Source organism: Alteromonas sp. S015, from assembly GCF_036864485.1.
GTDB lineage: Bacteria > Pseudomonadota > Gammaproteobacteria > Enterobacterales > Alteromonadaceae > Alteromonas.
In genome coordinates this window covers 416,560-435,580 of the sequence record NZ_JAZETO010000003.1, presented here as the reverse complement: position 1 = coordinate 435,580, position 19,021 = coordinate 416,560, and the positions used below count along the sequence as shown (strand labels likewise).

15 protein-coding genes are annotated in these 19,021 nt (G+C 45.3%); 5 read left to right on the top strand and 10 right to left on the bottom strand.

Annotated elements, in window-relative coordinates:
• Window positions 1–80 precede the first annotated feature (80 nt).
• Window positions 81–770 (top strand): response regulator transcription factor, encoded by a 690-nt coding sequence (locus tag V7R42_RS08335; RefSeq protein WP_334019711.1) that lies wholly within the window; start codon window positions 81–83, stop codon window positions 768–770.
• Window positions 767–2,227, top strand: a complete 1,461-nt coding sequence (locus tag V7R42_RS08330; RefSeq protein WP_334019710.1) for a sensor histidine kinase — start codon at window positions 767–769, stop codon at window positions 2,225–2,227. The genes V7R42_RS08335 and V7R42_RS08330 overlap by 4 nt, the downstream gene beginning before the upstream one ends.
• Here V7R42_RS08330 and V7R42_RS08325 read toward each other — a convergent pair.
• From V7R42_RS08325 to V7R42_RS08290, 8 genes are all read right to left on the bottom strand, one after another.
• A complete protein-coding gene (locus V7R42_RS08325) occupies window positions 2,196–3,335 on the bottom strand; it encodes a PepSY-associated TM helix domain-containing protein (RefSeq protein ID WP_334019709.1) in 1,140 nt (379 codons plus the stop codon). The genes V7R42_RS08330 and V7R42_RS08325 overlap by 32 nt on opposite strands.
• 13 nt (window positions 3,336–3,348) lie before the next feature.
• Window positions 3,349–5,394 (bottom strand): TonB-dependent receptor, encoded by a 2,046-nt coding sequence (locus V7R42_RS08320; protein WP_334019708.1) that lies wholly within the window; start codon window positions 5,392–5,394, stop codon window positions 3,349–3,351.
• Between the two features lie 96 nt (window positions 5,395–5,490).
• Window positions 5,491–6,579, bottom strand: coding sequence for an efflux RND transporter periplasmic adaptor subunit (locus V7R42_RS08315; RefSeq protein WP_334019707.1), 1,089 nt, complete (start codon window positions 6,577–6,579; stop codon window positions 5,491–5,493).
• 13 nt (window positions 6,580–6,592) lie between these two features.
• Window positions 6,593–9,784: an efflux RND transporter permease subunit gene (locus tag V7R42_RS08310; RefSeq protein ID WP_334019706.1), complete on the bottom strand. Its 3,192-nt coding sequence runs from the start codon at window positions 9,782–9,784 to the stop codon at window positions 6,593–6,595.
• Between the two features lie 457 nt (window positions 9,785–10,241).
• Window positions 10,242–10,694 carry a 50S ribosomal protein L9 gene (gene rplI / locus V7R42_RS08305; protein WP_012519953.1) on the bottom strand — a complete coding sequence of 151 codons (453 nt, stop codon included), beginning with the start codon at window positions 10,692–10,694 and terminating at the stop codon, window positions 10,242–10,244.
• 26 nt (window positions 10,695–10,720) lie between these two features.
• Entirely contained in the window at window positions 10,721–10,948 is a 228-nt protein-coding gene (gene rpsR, locus V7R42_RS08300; RefSeq protein WP_012519954.1) for a 30S ribosomal protein S18, read from the bottom strand.
• A gap of 11 nt (window positions 10,949–10,959) precedes the next feature.
• Window positions 10,960–11,361, bottom strand: coding sequence for a 30S ribosomal protein S6 (rpsF, locus tag V7R42_RS08295; RefSeq protein ID WP_014951120.1), 402 nt, complete (start codon window positions 11,359–11,361; stop codon window positions 10,960–10,962).
• 201 nt (window positions 11,362–11,562) lie between these two features.
• Window positions 11,563–12,804, bottom strand: a complete 1,242-nt coding sequence (locus V7R42_RS08290; protein WP_334019705.1) for a GAF domain-containing sensor histidine kinase — start codon at window positions 12,802–12,804, stop codon at window positions 11,563–11,565.
• 261 nt (window positions 12,805–13,065) lie between these two features.
• Here V7R42_RS08290 and V7R42_RS08285 point away from each other — a divergent pair, with 261 nt between their 5' ends.
• The 3 genes from V7R42_RS08285 (at window position 13,066) to V7R42_RS08275 (ending at window position 15,659) form a co-directional block, all read left to right on the top strand.
• Complete coding sequence (locus V7R42_RS08285; protein ID WP_334019704.1) at window positions 13,066–13,353, top strand: YebG family protein; 288 nt, start codon at window positions 13,066–13,068, stop codon at window positions 13,351–13,353.
• A gap of 222 nt (window positions 13,354–13,575) precedes the next feature.
• Window positions 13,576–14,358 carry an ABC transporter ATP-binding protein gene (locus tag V7R42_RS08280; protein WP_334019703.1) on the top strand — a complete coding sequence of 261 codons (783 nt, stop codon included), beginning with the start codon at window positions 13,576–13,578 and terminating at the stop codon, window positions 14,356–14,358.
• Window positions 14,358–15,659, top strand: coding sequence for an ABC transporter permease (locus tag V7R42_RS08275; RefSeq protein ID WP_334019702.1), 1,302 nt, complete (start codon window positions 14,358–14,360; stop codon window positions 15,657–15,659). The genes V7R42_RS08280 and V7R42_RS08275 overlap by 1 nt, the downstream gene beginning before the upstream one ends.
• A gap of 102 nt (window positions 15,660–15,761) precedes the next feature.
• Here the strand turns inward: V7R42_RS08275 and V7R42_RS08270 are convergent, their stop codons facing one another.
• Window positions 15,762–17,345 (bottom strand): methyl-accepting chemotaxis protein, encoded by a 1,584-nt coding sequence (locus V7R42_RS08270; protein ID WP_334019701.1) that lies wholly within the window; start codon window positions 17,343–17,345, stop codon window positions 15,762–15,764.
• Between the two features lie 156 nt (window positions 17,346–17,501).
• Entirely contained in the window at window positions 17,502–19,007 is a 1,506-nt protein-coding gene (locus tag V7R42_RS08265) for a sensor histidine kinase (protein WP_334019700.1), read from the bottom strand.
• Window positions 19,008–19,021: the final 14 nt, after the last annotated feature.

Here is a 19,021-nt window from a genome sequence, read left to right as displayed (position 1 = left end):
ATGTTTATCGTCATAAACCAATCATTTGCAAATGATAACTATTATTAATAATATATTTAAAATTTTTCCCTGAAGCCATTATGCGTAAAACCCGAATACTCATTATTGAAGATGACGCGACATTAAGTGAACAAATCACGCAACTGTTGCGGTCTCGAGGATTTGATACTCGCCACGAAAGAGACGGTAATGCTGGATTACAAACTGTGCTAGAGGAAAATTTTGACCTAGTTTTACTCGACATACGCCTTCCTTCCCTAAATGGCTTGTCGCTGCTAAACCAGTTAAGGCAAATAAAGCAAACTCCGGTGATGATGATTACGGCGTCAGGTGCCGAGCAAGAAAGGATTGAAGGCTATCGTAAGGGTGCAGATGATTACTTGCCCAAGCCTTTCAATTTTACCGAAATGATGCTTCGCATTGAAGCACTGCTGCGACGCAGCAAAACATTAAACGACTCTGGTACGCAAAGGTCAGAACTCATTGTTGATATGCTTTATTTAAATCGTATTCAGCAAGTTACCAAATATCACTCTAGATTACTGGAATTTACGCCAATACAATTTAAGCTTCTTTGGATGCTGGTAGATAACAAAGGGGAAACCTTGAGCAAAGCATTTCTTTATCACAGCGTGCTCAACAAACCTTTCTCTCGATACGATCGAAGCCTAGATATGCACCTATCTAGAGTGCGCAAAAAGCTCGTTGAAACTGGCATGCCTCCCGAACGTCTTGCCACCGTGCACGGTCAAGGATACCGCTTTTCGTGAAAAATAAACTGCTATGGCGACTATGCGCATTTATCGCTGTTGGTACCGTTCTGCTATTTTGGGCCATTGCGTGGCTCACCAATCACACCGAGACCAGTATGAGTTTTATCGATAAAGCTCATCAAGACACCCTTTATGCCTATGGTGAAGAAGCGGAGAGAATCTATCTGCAAGAGGGAGAGCAAGCGTTAGCTGCTTTTTTAAGAGAAGTGAAGACAAAGGAGGACACGTGGCTTGCCGTGGTTAACTCCCAAATGACCACATTCGCTGACACCCACATGTTAGACGCGTTTGTTGACCGATTTCAAATAGGCCGCAGCCCCGAATGGAAAATCCATTTGTACTTCTCTGAAAACCCTGTGATGGAAGTCCCCTTCGTCGATGACAACACACATTTTTTAATTCAACTTCCACAGCGTATGCGCCCAGGTTCGTTATTGCTCGCCACGCGCTTAACACTACAAATTGCATTGCCCTTAGTTATATTAAGTCTGTTGAGTTTTATGTTATATCGCCACGTTATGACTCCTCTTAAGCAACTAGAAAAGGCCACGAAAGAGTTCGCAAATGGTAATTTAGAAGCCCGTGCAATGGCTGCAATGCCCAACCGAAATGACGAACTTACTAGGCTTGCCCAAACGTTCGATAAAATGGCCCAAAGGACCAGCAGTCTCATTTATAATCAAAGAAGCTTGCTTGCTGATCTCTCTCACGAGCTTCGCACGCCGCTTGCCCGCATTGATATGGCGATAGACTTTGTAGAGCAAGACATTAATCGTGAACAAGCACTTTCACGCTTGCGTTATGAAGCGAGTACAATGAGAGAGCTTGTTGAAGATACTCTGACCTTTGCGTGGCTAAATACAGAATCTCCTCAATTGAACAGCGATGACTTTGACCTTGTAGAACTTATCAGTGTTATTTGTGAAGATGCGCGCTTTGAATACCCTGATAGAACCTTGTATGTAGACACGCCGGAATGCGCGAGTATTGAAAAGAGCAGCCAGCTTGCTTTGGGTCAGGCGTTAGAGAATATTATTCGCAATGCCTTGCGCCATACCCCTGAGCAAAGCAAGGTAAGCTTAACCTTGGCCAGCGACTACAAAAACTACATTATTACCGTTACTGACGAAGGTACGGGCGTTCCTGAGTCAATGCTAGACGCCATCTTCGAGCCCTTTTTTAGAGTGGATAAAGCACGCGCGGTCAAAAACTACGTACACGCCGCAAAACGCTCCGGGTTCGGCCTTGGTCTTGCATTGGCGAAACGCCAAATTGCAGCTGTAGGCGGCGAAATATCGGCAGTAAACCGCGTTCATAATGATGGCCTACCAACCAGAGATACGGCTATGTATAAGGACGCTCCTGCAACCAAACAAACAGGGCTGATAGTTACCATTACCCTGCCTAAGTCATCTCAATTGCCTAAGCCTTCTCGTGCCGCTTTCGCAGATTAATAAGTCGCCGAAGACCTAGCAAGGTTCCAGTATAAACTAATATACAACAAAGCAAGCTAACCATTCCTGCAACTGTCTGCCCTACAAAACCATAGTGCTCCCCTGTATGTAAAAAGCGAGAAGTACCCCAAGCCTGACTACCTTTGGGCCAATCTTCTTTATGTAGGACCCTTGCAATATCACCGGTTCCCGTGTCGAAATACAGTGAATACGCTAACTCTTGCCGATGTCCGATGCTTTTATCGATATAAAATCGTGCGACACCTTCTATCTTGCCAATTTCCATCCACATGGAATACCAATCCTGATAGCCATTTTCATTGGCATGTTGCTGGGCTTTCTTAAATAAGGTGTGATAACTGACAACATCGGCCTCTAACGTTTCAGGCATTGCCTTCTTTTCGCGAGCAGGTATCTCCTCACCATACATCCCATATAGCGCTTTGTTAGCCCATTCAAAATAAAACAGCGTGGCAGTTAGTCCAATTACAAGTAAAAAAGGCATTGACCACATACCAAAAACAAAATGCCAATGTCGGCGACGGTGTTGTTTATTAGTATACTTTTGCCGTAACCACATTTGCTGCTTTAAGGACTTTTTCGATATGTGTTTAGGCAACCAAATGATGACCCCCGATAACAGCAGAAAAATAAAAATAAGATTGCTATAAGCCGTTATGGTTTTGCCAATTAATTGGTAGTCTCCTTTCATCAAGAGGTATCGATGGAGGTCAGTTATGACATGAAATGCTTCTTCAACAAACCCTTCTCCTTCTCTTAATATGTCTCCGGTATAGGGATGAATTAAATAGCTGTGTTCGCCGGCCCATGCCGGAATTGCGGCTCCTTCTCTATTCACCCATCGGACAAAGATATGCGTTTCGTTAGGGTGCTTTTCACGAAGTATTGATACAACCCGATCGGTCGAGATAACCGACTTTTCAATATCAATCGTTTGTGCATAAGCCATTTCACTAAGCTCTTTAAACTGGCGCTCATACGTTAGCAATACACCAGTAAAAGCCATAATAAAAACGACAATGCTAGCCAATAAGCCAGCGAAGAGGTGGGTCCAAAAGACCCACCTTTTAAACGTGGAATAGTTCATCTAAAAGCGCTACTTAGAAATCGTAAGTCACTGACAAGCGAATATCTCGCCCAGCTTCTTGAGGACCAACAACGCTTGGGAATACTTCGCTGTAATCACCCACACTTGAATGGTCGATGTAGGCTTCATCAAACAAGTTTGTTACCGCCACATTTACGCGCAGGTCATTGGTAACTTCCCACTCGCCATAAATATCCACTAGGGTATAGTCTGCTTTGTTAAGTGAATACAGCGAATCGGTCCAACCGTTTTCCAGAGCCTGATGAAGGGTATCTATGTTGATGTCGTCAACCATCGTGATATTAAAGCCAACGCTGATGTCTGCAGTAATCGTGTAATCTGCACCAAGTACCCAGGTATCACCGCGGCTATTACCTAAGCCAACAAACTCGTATCCGTTAATGTCGATACTGTTATAAGGTACGCTGTACAGATCTTCACGAGGCATCAATTCAACGTCTACGCTTGAAAACCCAAAGTACACGTCAACAGAGTCCCAGCGATACGCAAGGTTAAACTCTACGCCAGATGATTCTAGGTCGCCGATATTGTTAAATACCGAGTTGCCTTGATAACCGCTAAATAGCACATCATCAATGGTAGATTCATAGGCGCTAAGGCGCGCATTAAGATTATTCGCGCTGTATTCGATTGACGCTTCAATATTGGTGACAGTTTCAGGCACCACGTCACTGGCTACAACGGGAACATCCTCACCATCATATAAATATTCGTCAAGCGTGAAACCATCGCCAATTTGCTTGCCACGGGCTGCTTCCGCGTAACCTAGACCAAGGGTCCAAGCTTCGGTAAGCTGATATTCGAGACCCACGTTAAAGCTAAGTTCATTGTCGTCTAGTCCAGATGGCTCATCGGTAACGGGTGTGCCGTAATAGTCGTCAATCAAGATTTGTTGCTGAAAATCAAAGTCGTCGTAACGAACACCGTAGCTCAGCAACAACTCTGGTGTGATATTGCTATGAGCTTGCGCGTAAATACCCAACACGCTACCTTCTTCTGCGTTCTGCACAGGACCTACGCCAGGACCACTTTCTACCTCATCTTTACGGTAGTCGATACCGTAGGTGAATACGTGGTTTGAAATGTCGGTGGTGTTTCTAATATCAAAACCATAGGTATCGATATCAGACAAGAAATCGAAACGGCCGCCGCGGAACGATGATGAAGTTTGGTATGCAGTGGCTTCTAAGAAAACCAATGCGCTGTGGTCAAAGCGGTAGTTCGCTACGTAGGTATCACGCTCTGCTTCACTAGGATAAAGTGGAGCACCTTCTAGTACTACCCAGTTAGGTCTTGCCGAAAACTCACCCTCTTCATCGCGCTGCTCTGCACTTATTGAAAGGTATTGATTGTCCGCAATGTAGCCACTGGCTTTAAGGAACATGAGATCTTGATCGGCGGCCGTACCCAGCACTTCGTTGCCGTCGCCGTCTTCAAAGTTATCTCTGTCAACCGTGCTATAATAACCTAGCAATCCCCATGAATCACTTAGCTTTCCATAAAGGCTGCCGCTATATCGGGTCCCTTCGTTTGAGAAATAACTCGCTTTTACTCGACCACCAAATTGTTCGTCGCCTCTCAATAAATCTTGCGCATCTTTGGTTTTAAAGCGAATTGAACCACCAATGGCACCTGGGCCACTGGTTGCTTCACCTGCACCAGCCTGTACATCGATTTGCTTTAAAAGATCGGGGTCTAAAGTAACGCGACCAATGTGGTGAAATAGGGTTGAGGTTTGCTGCGCGCCATCTACGGTTACATTCAGGTAGGCGTCTTCTAGTCCGCGAATAAATATCTTTTGTGCCACGCCTACTGAACCGCCAACGCTGACCGACGGAGACTCTCTAAAAACGTCAGCTAGATCGTTTGCCTGAAACTGCTCAATATCCTCGGCAGTAATGCTCAAGTTAGTTGCTGCGCCTACCACAGCAACTCGTTCTATCGACTTGGTTTCTTCATTCTGGTTTTCTAGGGATTGTGCAAATACTACCGGACTCGATAGCGTGCATACTGCACTGGCTAAAACTAAGTTTTTCAAGGATGTCTCCATTTGATAATCAACAATTACAAATAAGAAACATTCTCATTAACTTTAGTCTAAATGGATAGCACTTTTACATTTGTTACAATTCTCTCAGTTCTTCGCCGTCAAAGACTCACGCTCATTGTTGTAACGTACTTTCTGGCCTGCACGCAGGCGTTCAGCTCCTCTCACCACAACCGAGCGCTTCGGGTTCACATCGCCAAACACTTCAATTCTATCGCCCATGCCCACTCCGGTTGTCACCTTAACCTGCTCCGCTTCATCATTTTCATTGAGCTGATAGATAAAGGTGCCCGACTTTCTTAGTACCAATGCATCGCGGGGTATGGTGACACCATCATGAGTATCACTACTAGGCAAGGCCACACGCACTGCACTGCCTATAGGAAAGTCACCGGGGTTGATGGCAATTCGTAGCTCCATCATGCGCGATGTACTATTGCCTACCGGTACAATGGCTCGAATAGATTCTTCTACTTGATTAACGTTATTGTGAACGCTTACGCTCATGCCGTTAGCAATATAGGGTAATACGTTAAGGGGTGCGCGCACTTGAACCTCAACGCTATCGGGGTTTACCACGCGGAGCAGGATTTGCCCTACTCCAGTGTATTCGCCCGGCGACTGCAGCCTTTCAACCACCAAAGCCGTAAAGGGAGCACGAATACTGCTTTGTGCTATCTGATATTCGGTGAATTCTAAATCCAATTTGGCTTGCGCTAACTCCTGCTTAGCATTCTCTAAGTCTGCTTCCACTTCCTCTAACTCACCTCTGGACGTGTTTTGACTGGCCTGAAGGTTTTTGTACCTCGCGAGACGTTTGGTAAACAGTTCAACCTGCGACTGCCATCTGGCAATATTTGAGGCATTTTGATTGCGGGTGATACTTAGGCGAGTATCGTCGACTTTAACTAAAGGCTCCCCCGCTTTTACCACATCACCTACCTCTGCCATCCAAGTGATGCGACCGTCTACCTCAGAAGCGAGGTTTGCATCGATAACGCTTAGTACCGTTCCTGGAACCCAGGTTAGTTGTGAAATCGCTTGCTCTCTGGCTTCATCTATTTGAACCAGCACAGGCGGTGGTTGATTGTTATCCTGTGCTTGTGCGCTCAACGATACACTGCTTGCAAATAAGGTAAACAAACTAAGGGCGAGAATAGAAGTCATTGCTTTCATGGTTGTCTTTTCCTTACACATGATCGTTGTATTTGTTTTGTTTTACGGTGGATGAAGTAGTCGGCGAAGCGCCAGTGCTCTCTAAGCGCTCGGCCAAAGGTTTGAGTATATTTAAGGATGACGTTGAAGCCGTCATACGCAGTAAGGTAGGCAGTAATAGCAATGTGAATACGGTACTCACCGTCATTCCTCCCACAATAACAGCCGCAAGACCTCGGTAAATAACGCTGCCTGCACCAGGTAGTAACAGCAGCGGCAACATGCCAAAGATTGAGGTCAGCGTGCTCATAAAGATAGGTCGTAAACGTAGTTTGATGGCTTGTTCTACCGCGTCATCACGAGTCAGCCCGTCTTGCTCGCCTAGGCGAGTCTGGTGCACAAGTAAAATGGCATTGTTTACTACAAGCCCTAGCAAAATAATGAAGCCAATCATGGTTAACAGGTCCATGGGCTGGAAGGTAAAGATGTTCATGATACGAATAGCGATAACCCCGCCCACCGTGGCTAGCGGAATGGAAAGCACTACAAGCACGCTATCTTTTAATGACTTAAACAACCCTGCCATTAACAGCAGAAGTAACACCATGGCAAAAAGAAAATTGTCAGCCATCGAGGCAATAGCCCCTTTTAAGCTATCCGCGCTGCCACCATAATTGATAGCGCCATCGGTAGGCATCATGGCCATAATGGCGGGCTCAACCTCAGAGGTAATCACTTTCATGGCCTCTTCTAAACTCATGCCTTCTGGCGGATTTACGTTTAGCGTAAGGGTCCTTCGACCATCAATGCGCTGAATACGACTTGGTCCTACAGCTCTTTCAATACCTACCAGTTCGCCTAATTGCACCACCTCGCCTGATGGCGTCATGACTGGCGTGCTGTTTAAGTCTTCGGGTGTAAACCAAGGTGCTGAGCGGAAGATAATATTCATGCGTTTGGTGCCATCGAAGTACTCCCCCACATACATACCATCACCCATGGCGCGCACTAAGTTCCCCATACTGCCCCGATTTAACCCGACTTCCATCATCCGGCTGTCATTCGGGTAAAAGCGAAGCTCTGGTTCGGCTTGCTCTAGAGGAGGATTCGAACGCGCATTAGCGTTAGGGAAAACTTCTCTCAACTTGTCTAAACCAGCTTGCGCAGCAATGCCGAGCATGGCCTGATCGGTACCTTGAAGGTGAATGTCGATTGACCGACCGTTTCCAAAGCCACCGAACAAATTGCCTTGTTGTGAAAAGGTTTGTGTATCCGGCAAATCCTTTAAAATTTCATCGCGAACAATGGCTTCTAACTCTTTGACCTTAGACTGATCCTTAGCGCGCACACCCAAATTTCCACCATTTGGCCACGTGATAATGTAGTAGTTTTTGAGCGCTGGCTGCTTTTCTCCGTCCATATAAGGCTGCAGTCGCTCTTTGATAATTGGCATTACTTCTTCGCTAATAAAGTTTTCACTGGCACCCGCAGGCAAACTTAAGAAGGCGTCAACGGCATCGCGTTTTACTGGCGGCAAATAATCCATGGAAGGCATAAGCAAAACACTACCTGTAATAGGCACGCCCATGAGTGTTATGACTAATACAAGGCGGCGAAGCGGCGTACTTGATAGCGACATAATAGCGCGGGTTATCTTAGCCCATACCCGCTGTAAGCTATCAGCTGGCATGTTGCCATTAAGGTATTTAGCGGCAACGACGGGCAATACCGTTACCGCAACCACTAGCGACATGCACACTGCAATGGCGATGGTAAGCGCGAGATCAGCAAACAATTGCCCTTCAACATCTTCCAAAAACATGACGGGAATAAAAATGGCAACAGTGGTAGCTGTTGACGCCATGAGAGCACCAAAAACTTCTTTCGTTCCCCGATGGGCACAATCCTCCATGTGCGTTTGTGAATTTGGGTTATTATTTTCGGCTTCGGTTTCGACTTCGGCGCTCTTGCGCGTTCTTACAATATTTTCCAGCACGACGATAGCGGCATCTAGAACCATACCTACCGCAAAGGCGAGTCCTGCTAATGAAATGATATTGAGCGAGCGACCGGTAATCTGAAGCACCACAAAAGTGCTAAGTAAAGAGATTGGAATGGCCAATGCCACAATGAGCGTAGCCCGCAGCTGGCGCATAAAGAGCCAAAGCACGGCAATGGCAAGCAGCACGCCTATAAATAAATTGCTGGTAACTAGCTGCACCGCTCTATAGATAAACACTGAGGCATCAAAGCTTTGCGCCATCACTAACTGTTCAGGGGCCAAGTCCTGTTCGTTTATTTGGGCAACTTTTGCTTTTACGGCTTCTAAGGTAGCTAAAACATTGGCGTTGTTTTGTCTGTCTACGCGAATAGATATAGCCGGATTGCCGTTTTGCACACTGTAGTTTGCACCGTCAGCGCGGGTGATTTTAATTTCGGCAATGTCATTTAGAGTGATAGGGCTGCCATCTCGCCATTCAAGGATCATTTCACCCATTTGCGTAGGCTCGTAGCGACCTTCAAAACGCAGGGTATAGCGTCTTCTGCCCACATCGACAAAGCCGCCTGAAATATCATTCGCACGCCCCAACTCGTTGGCAACTGCCGTTAGGTCAATGCCTAACTGCGCCGCTTTAAACGGGTCAAAAACAATTTGAAACTCCTCAACGCCGCCAACCCCGCTTTCCATACGCGCCCTTGCAACGCCCGGGATAGATTCAAGCTGAGGTTTAATGACATCGGTAAAAAAGGTTACATAGGTATTAATTTCGTTTGGATTGCCCGGAAGGCGCTGAAGAAAAAAGTAGGTCAAAGCGGGGGCGTCTCCCCCACTTCCAGCAAGCATTATGTTAGGAGACAAGGCATCGCGAGGTAGTGGCGGTACGCGATTCATGCGGCTAATCACTTCAATGAGCGTTTTCTGCATGTCCGTATCTAAACCAAACTCTAGATTAATCCACGCGTTGCCTTGGTTTGCCCATGCATTCATCGACTCAAGGCCAGGGATCCCCTGCAGCACTTCCTCTTGAGGTTCAATGATCTCCGACTCAATCTCTTGAGGCGACGCAGCGCGCCACGAGGTCTGGATGTTAATATTCGGTCGTTCAATGTCAGGAAACAGCTGTACAGGTAAATTAAATAGGCTATATAAACCTAGAAATACCAGTAGCGTTATTCCTATACCTACCCCAGTCGCGTTTTTTATTGCTTGCTTAGTGATGTCCATAATATGGCACTTATGCTTTTTATTGTTTGGTTTACTATAGGTCGCGGGAATGACAGAAAAAGTTTAAAGCCATGACGTTAAGAATTTCAGCGACTATTAACATTTTGTTTAAATACCGTTTAAAAAACGTTATTTATCGCAGATGAGTGGACCTTCAAATTACGCTATTTGTCGGCACTGGACATATTTGGTTACACCATCGTTAATCAGGTGTCGCGACGTGGAGTGAAGGTAGAGACATTTTAAACTCGCCCTACGGGAAGGTCTGGCAAGCTTCATTCTGGGAATTTGAAAAGGAACGGCCATTCCTGCATTCCCACGCTTTGCTAGGAAACTTGCCAGCGCCTTCTGAGTGGGCAATTATCTATGCGGACTGGTATTGACCTTAAATATCGGACATAAATTTAGAGCAAAAAAAAGCCGCTCTAGGAGCGGCTTTTTTCAAATACGTCAGCGATTACGCTTCAGCAATGATGATCACTTTGATTGAAGTGATAACGTCAGAGTGAAGTTGTAAGTCGATGTCATACTCACCAGTCTCACGAAGAGTACCAGTAGGTAATTTAACTTCTGCTTTTTGTACTTCAACGCCAGCTGCAGTGATTGCATCAGCGATGTCACGAGTACCAACAGAACCAAATAGTTTACCTTCGTCGCCAGCAGGCGCTGCGATTGTAACCTCAGCAAGCTCAGCAACTTTTTCAGCGCGTGCGTTAGCAGCAGCTAGTTGCTCAGCAATTTTCGCTTCAAGTTCAGCACGACGTGCTTCGAACTTTTCAACGTTGTCTTTAGTTGCAGGAACCGCTTTACCCTGTGGGAAAAGGAAGTTACGAGCGTAACCAGACTTAACAGTCACTTGGTCGCCCAGGCCGCCAAGGTTGGCGATTTTATCTAGTAGGATGATATTCATCTTAGCTAACCCTTATATTCGCCAAATTACTTGTGTGAATCAGTGTACGGAAGCAACGCAAGGAAACGTGCGCGCTTGATCGCAGAAGACAGCTGACGCTGATATTTTGCGCTTGTACCAGTAATACGGCTAGGGACAATTTTACCGCTCTCAGTGATGTAGTTCTTAAGAGTAGCGATATCTTTGTAATCAATCTCAGTCACACCTTCTGCAGTGAAACGGCAGAACTTACGACGTCTGAAAAAACGAGCCATGGGTGATCTCCTTAAGCGTTGTCTTCAGTGGTTTCAGTTTTCTTTTCCGCGCGATCTTGGCGAGGAGCAGAATCGTCACGACGCTCACGACGAGGCTCTTCTTTCATCATTGGAGAAGGCTCAGTCACAGCAGTCTTAGTGCGCATAACCATGTTACGTAGGATCACGTCGTTGAAACGGAAAGCATTTTCCAATTCATCAACAGCTTCTGCAGACGCTTCAGCATTGATTAGTACGTAGTGGGCTTTGTGCAGCTTTTCAATTGGGTAAGCCAGTTGACGACGGCCCCAATCTTCTAAACGATGAATCTGACCACCGTCTTGCTTTAGGATTGTGGTATAACGCTCGATCATACCAGGTACTTGTTCACTCTGATCAGGGTGAACCATAAATACGATTTCGTAATGACGCATTATAGCTCCTTACGGTTGTAGCCTCGACAGTACAGCCGACTGTATGGAGACAAGGAACGAATTGGGATGGCTGTAAGGGCGCGCATTATACGCACACAAATATCATCGCACAAGCATTAATCAACTTTGGCAAGTATTTTGCGCTTATCTTTATTGAAAGAACTCGTATTAAAAGAGCTTTGTATTAAAAGCGTTTCGCGGCTATCGCGAAGCGCTTTCATACGGAATGGATGAAACGCGAGTCAAAGGAAAGCAGAGGGTGAATTCTGTGCCGTTAAAATCAGAAGATACGCTCAGGGAACCTTGGTGTGCCTTTGCAATTTCTGATGCGATAAATAACCCCAAGCCTAACCCATCGTTTTTTACACCGCTTTGTTCACGCCAGAAAGGCTGAAAAAGGCGCGCCTTAGACTCGTCAGATATCGGCGTACCGCTATTTCGCACACTTAGAATGAAATCGTTTCGGTTGGTAATTACTTTCACATATATCGGGTACGCTTGGTCGCCGTGAACCAGTGCGTTTTTCAGTAAATTAGATAGAAGCTGACACACCCGTTTTTCGTCACAGACCAATTGCTCGGTGATATCGATATGCGTTCTGATTGTGCATTTAGAGTAAGCAGTAGCTAATTCTTCAGCCGTATAATTCAACTGTTGCGCTAAACTAGTAGCCTCTGCCATTTTCACAGGTAAACCTTCACCAATTCGGCTATGAGTAAAGTCCATAGCATCTTCAATTAAACGCGTCATCCTCTGCACACTATTTTTCATTCTCGATACAGCTTTAAATACGGGTACTTGAACGGTACTCACTATTTCACTGTCTTTTATTATTTCGTCAAGAAAGTTGATACCAATTTGAATGGAAGATAATGGAGTTCGAATATCGTGCCCTAAAATAGCGATATACTGCTCTTGAAGACGGGCAATATTTCTTGCATCGGTTAGCTGAGCCTGTGAACGCTCCATTTGGTCTTTTAATAAGATTTGACTAGATATAAGCTTAGCAAATGCGCTAATTTGCCCGTGAACAAGCTCGCTACGTAACTCCCTAGGTTCTGGGTCTAGACCGCAAAGCGTTCCAAAAAACTCACTGTTTGCATCATAAATAGGGTAAGAAAAATAACTCTCAAAGCCATACATAATAGGAATCGGATTATCACAATATTCACTATCAGCAGATGCGTGATTAATGACTATCTGTTTTTTGCTTGCTCTTACGGTTCTACAAAAAGTGGTTTCAATTTCCAAATGATCGCCAGGCGTTAGACCAAATTCTGCATTATCTAATACTGCACACATTGTCCATGCTTCTTCGGTGACTCTAGCAACACAGATGAAACGCAAATCTAAGCTACTGGCCAAAATTTGCATTATATGAGGAACGGCTTCGATTGCGTCTATAGCTTGAATATCTTGTTGAACAGCTTCACTCACTACCATAACTTTAGATTTCCTTTTTTCGAGAGCGTGAATATGAACGCTACTTTTCTTCGGTTCCAGGTATGTGGGACGCTGAAATGAATAACTAATTTACAGCTTCCATTGAATTTGAATTCAAGTGCACAGTAAGCTACCAACCCATACTAAAGTATAAATCGCAGCAGTGTTATCAATAATAACAAGAATATTGCCTTTTAACTGTTTATTTATACAGTATTTTACTGTACAGTTTTTGTGTCTTTAATAAACAGGGGACCTACCATGGCCATTACCACACAGTATGTTGTTACGCACAAAGGGGTAGAAAAATTGGTAACTACCGACAAAAAAGAAGCGGATCAGTACGATAAGATGCTTGATGCAGCAGATAACCTTGCTGACTATATTCACGCGAAAGGCATAAAGCTAGACGATAGCGTGGTGGAAGAACTCACAATTATGCTGGCGAAAAACAAAGAAAAAATTGGCAAAATCTTTAAAGGCGCTACAGCAGAAAGCGTATTAGAAGATGAAAGCGCAGAAGTAGTAAAGCTACAGGCCAACGGCTGATAATGTAGGCGCGCTTCTCCTTTGCGTCGTTATGATGAGCAATTAATAAGAGCAATTGCCGCTTTAGGCTGATGAGATCTGATAACATAGCTATACGCAATAATGTTATTTGATAACATTACCTCAATGCGGCATTGTGTTTTCTCTGGTTTTTAACTGGGTGAACAGATGTGCTGCTTTTGCTAATGTGAACATAAGACGTAAATACAGGTCGGGCTTAGCGTGAATACCATCAATAAAAACAATAGCACTCATTCCCAGCGTAAGGCATTGATAGAAGAGTGCAACCCAGCAATTGAAGTAAGTAATTTACAGTTTTCGTACACTAAAGAAAGCCCGCCCGTTATCGATATAAAAGCGTGGCAAGTCTCGCAAGGTGAACACGTTTTTCTTTCAGGACCTTCAGGTAGCGGAAAGAGCACATTACTCAATTTGCTGTGCGGAACGTTAACGCCAACTCAGGGCGACATCGCCTTATTAGCGCAGCCTTTCTCCGCATTATCGAACCGACAGCGAGACAAGTTTAGAGCACGCAATATCGGCGTTGTTTTTCAACAGTTTAATCTTATTCCCTACCTTTCAGTGGCACAGAACATTAATGCGGCGGTGTATTTTGCGAATACAAACGTTGGCAAGACAGCAGCAGACGCAAAGCTCCGTGATTTACTGGACAAGCTACAGCTGCCTTCTCACGTGCTTCATGCGAAAGCTGACGCATTAAGTATTGGTCAGCAGCAGCGCGTTGCCATTGCCAGAGCACTAATTAACGACCCTCAATTATTGATTGTGGATGAACCTACCTCCGCCCTAGATACCGATGCCAGAGATAGTTTTATGTCGCTGCTAAAAGACGTTGCAGGCGAAAGCACCATGATTTTTGTGAGTCACGACAAAGCCATGGAGAGTTATTTTGACCGCCACTGCAGCATCAAAGAATTAAGCCTAAGTACAAACCACATAAAAACGCTAGGCGATAATGTCCCAAAAGCACAGGAGCGTGCGTAATGCTAAGTACCATTGCTATTGAAAGCTTAAAGCGCAGGAAAGCCACGGCAATCCTCACGCTGTTAAGCATTACCATCAGCATTAGTTTACTTTTATGCGTGGACATTATTCGCAGCCAAGTTAAGACCAGTTTTACGCGCACCGTTTCCGGTGTTGACCTTATTGTTGGCGCACCAAGTGGACAGCTTAATTTACTCCTGTCGTCAGTGTTTAATATAGGCACTCCCACCAAAGGTATTGAATATAAAAGTATTGCGGCGCTTCAATCAAACAAGCAGGTTTCGTGGCTTATCCCGCTATCTTTGGGTGATACCCACAGAGGTTTTAGAGTAGTAGGTACTACCAATAGCTTTTTCGACCACTTTAAATACGGTGACATGCAGTCACTACAGCTATCTGATGGAGCGACATTTACACAACCGCTATCTACAGTAGTTGGTGCTGATATAGCCGAATCATTGGGATATGAAGTAGGTGATAAGATTATTATTTCCCATGGTTTGGGTAGCGTATCGTTCAATAACCATGACGATCATCCTTTTACAATTTCCGGAATTTTAGATAAAACTGGCACCCCGGTGGATAAGGCTGTGTATGTCACCTTGCAGGGGCTTGAAGAGGCCCACACAGGGCCTAAGCATTCGCCCACCTCAATGTTAGGCCGTAAATCTGCTGACAAAGCGAACGAGCATGACCATGACGAGCATACCGAAGAACATGCAGCTTACAATAGCGAAGCGTTTACGCCTGAGTCAGTATCCGTGGTGATGCTGGGGCTTAAACATCGGGTAACTGCATTGCAGCTGCAGTATCAAATTAATCAAAGTAAAAAAGAGCCGCTAATGGCTATTCTACCGGGCATGGCACTCGCAGAGCTTTGGCAAATTATGGGAAATGTAGAATCGCTATTGCTTGGTCTTTCCGGTCTTATCGTCATCTGCGCGCTAATTGGGCTTGCGACTATGCTGCTGGCAACGATGAGGGAGCGTTATCAAGAAATCGCCGTTTTACGAACTATAGGCGCAGGACCCTTTACCTTACTACTACTCATACAGATTGAAGCGATGCTGCTTACGATTGTGAGTGCCGCACTGAGTTTAGGCTTAGTAGCTGGGCTTATGAGCGCACTAAAACCTTGGTTAAGCAGTACCTATGGGTTGTTTTTAAGCAGCCCACTGTTTGGTCAAAGCAGTGTTACTATCATTTTACTGATACTGGGGTGCACATATTTGGTTTCACTGTTCCCCGCTGTGGCAGCCTACAAACGAGGACTTCACGCAGGACTAAACGCGAACTCATAAATACCTATGTCTACGTCGGGTTTTATAGGCTTCTATTTAGCCCTACATCTGCAAGGCAATAGGCCTTAAAATGAAGAGAGCTAGAGAGAATTGGGGAGAGTGTTACTCTCCCACTCGCTTATCCGTGCTAAAACGTAGAATTAGTTCGTGAACCCGATTAACCGTTGCACGCAAATCGTTACTCGCTGCTAGCGAAGCTTCAGATGAACGCTGCGTTTCGGACGCGCCGTCAGCGACCTCGACTAATTGCTGGTTGATATGCTCGGCCACTGTGCTTTGCTCTTCTACCGCTGAAGACATCTCTACCGTGGCATCAGCGATACCTTTTACGGCATTGTTAATTTCAAACAATGCACCTCGGGTTTCTTCAACTATAGCGCTGCCGTGCTCCGCTGATGCTAGCCCTTCCGTCGAAACCCTTACAGCGCGGTCGGAACGCTCTGCCAATTCGTTTATAATGTTGTGGATCTTGTCTGTAGATTCGCGTGTCTTTGATGCTAAAGTACGTACCTCATCGGCAACAACCGCAAAACCTCTTCCTTGCTCGCCAGCCCTTGCTGCTTCAATCGCAGCATTTAGCGCTAACAGGTTAGTTTGCTCAGCGATGGTCGAAATGATATTGGCCGCCTCACCAATATCGCTGGTTGACTGGGCCAACTCTGTCACCGTAGTAGAAATTGATTCTACCGCCTCACGCAACGCAACGATCGCCTGCATGGCTTGTTCTGCTTTCTGGTTGCCCGTTTCCACATTAGATGCTGCAGTCCTTGCACTTTTTGCGTTACTTTCTACCCGTTCTGCGACTTCCTGAATCGCTTGGCTCATTTGCGTTACCGCAGATGCTATTTGCTGAGTAGCTTGATTTTGCTGGACAACCGCAGCACTGGTGCTCTCTGCTTGCTCATGCGTTGTGTTGGCTATGGCGTCAAGGCCGGTTGATGCATCTTTTATTCGGGTTAACGCCGTACGATTTCTGGCAAGTTCACAGCCAAGCGCGAGTTTAGCTTGGCTTATATGAGGTGGATCAGGGAAGTAAGTTTGCGCCACCGTCTCGTTCGCGTAGCTTTCAGGGCTAAGCGAAAGCAGCGCGCCCCACTCTTTCTTTGTTTTGACTTCTTGAGCAATCATCAAAACGATGGTGCCAAGCAGCGCGATGCCCGCCGCAGCCCAATCATGGGTAAATGCAAGTACTAATATTAGAAGCGCACTTGTCAGAATCGCCGGTATCATGTGCATTAGACTTTGGCCGAGTCGTGACATTAAAGAAACCGCAGATTTTCCTTCCTGCATTCTGGCATAAACACTTGAAGCACGCGCTATTTCATCATTTAATGCTGGCACTCGAACAGATTCGTAGCCTACTATCGTTTTACCTTCGTAAACGGGGGTCACAAATGCCGAAACCCAATAGTGATCGCCATTCTTTCTTCTGTTTTTAACCAGTCCAATCCAGCTTTGACCAGATTCCAAAGTGCGCCACATTTCTTTGAATACCGGCGCAGGCATGTCTGGGTGACGGATGATATTATGATTTTTACCAATGAGTTCTTCGCGACTAAAGCCACTTGCCTCAACAAATGCGCTATTACAATGCTGGATAACACCCCGTTTATCGGTAGATGAAATCAGTCGATGATGTGCAGGAAACTTATATTCTTTTTGGGTAACTGGCTGATTATTTCTCATTCTGTGCTTTCTCCGTATAGCCAAGCAATCATCCGCTAATTGCAGGAAACGTTGCTTACTTCCTAAGACTAGAACATTAGACCATTCTGTCTAGTAGGAAGAAAAAATTAGAGAAATTCTATATTCTATCAGCTATTTAGGAAAGCAATTTATACTTTAGGCTAAGGGTAACATAACGACTACGCGTGTTCCCTTCCCTTCTTTACTAGTGATATTGATAGTTCCGTTGTGCTCTTCGACAATGGTCAAAGAAATTGACATACCTAGCCCTGTTCCTTCTCCTGGAGGTTTGGTGGTAAAAAAGGGAGTGAAAACTCTACCCAGCGTCTCCCTTGACATACCAATACCCTCGTCTTCAACGATCAGCATGACGTTTTTATCATCTTGCTGCACTTTAAGCGTTATGGGCTTCCCCTCTGGGGTTGCATAAATAGCATTAGTCACAAAGTTCACCAATACCTGCTGAATTTGCCCCGCGTTACCAAGGAAATAAACATCTTTATCAGGCACTTCTACCTTCACTTTGTTTTTGTACCTGTGCAGGTTATTCGTTAGCTTAATCGCCGTGTTTATGGCGTCAATGGCACTAATTTGTGTATGTTTTCCTGAGCTAGGATACGAAAAACTTCGCAACGCTTTTACAATTTCGATAATGCGTTCAATGCCCTCCTGAGATTCATTGAACATCTCTGAAATTTCGGCTGCACTTTCTTGTAATGAAAAGCGTTTTTCCAGTGCTTCGAACTGAGCCCCTATCTCTCCACCAGCCGCGTGACAGAGCGTGCCTATTTCTGCTAACGCATATTGATAGTCGTTAAAAATTTCTTTTGCAACCACGGTATTGCTTCGAACATAACCGATAGGGTTATTAATTTCGTGTGCTATACCCGCAGCAAGCTGTCCCAACATCGCCATTTTATCTGCACTAACTAGCCTTTCCTCTAGGAAGTCCCTATCCTTTTTAACTGAACTCAACTCAATTTGCTGGCTTGTAAGCTTAGTTTTTTTACTGTGGTAGCGTAATGTAATGTTCAAATAATGTTTGCTGGTATCTAGAATGTGTAGCGTTTCTTCTTCAAGGTGATCATCTTGGGTAAGCAACACAAGCCACGCGTATTCGCCCTCAGCCATTTCACACATAAAGTGCAGTACGCGTGCTTCTTCTTTTGTGTCTGGTCGCTGCACCGCATTAACACACCAGTGAGAATAGCTTTCACGCAACGCGAGAGGCGTTTCGTCTTTAAGAAGCTTGGCAAGCTCAGGAGAGCTATACCACCCTTTATCATGAGATAGCACTTGGCTATCATCACCCACCGTGAGTTCTTCACCTTGCACAATAAACGCTTTGCCACAAAGGGCACCGCTAAATTCGACCGCCGATTCCAGCGCAGAAATAATAAAATTCTTGCCTGGCTGGTTACTGGAAAGCTGCGATGCGGCGCGGTTGAGGTATAACAACTCCCTTTCCCGCTGCTTGGAATCTCTTAATGCTTTTCTGAGCGCTTGATTCGCTAAGTAGGCGTCTTGAGAATAGGTTTCAAGAAAGGACTCTGCATTTTTGCGCGCTATTTTTTGACGTTTAAGCTGTCGCTCTAAGGAATTAACGCGGGCTTCCAGCGCTTGGATACGCTCTTGCTCGGTGGAATGCCATGTGTCACTCACTCAAAGCCCTCCGG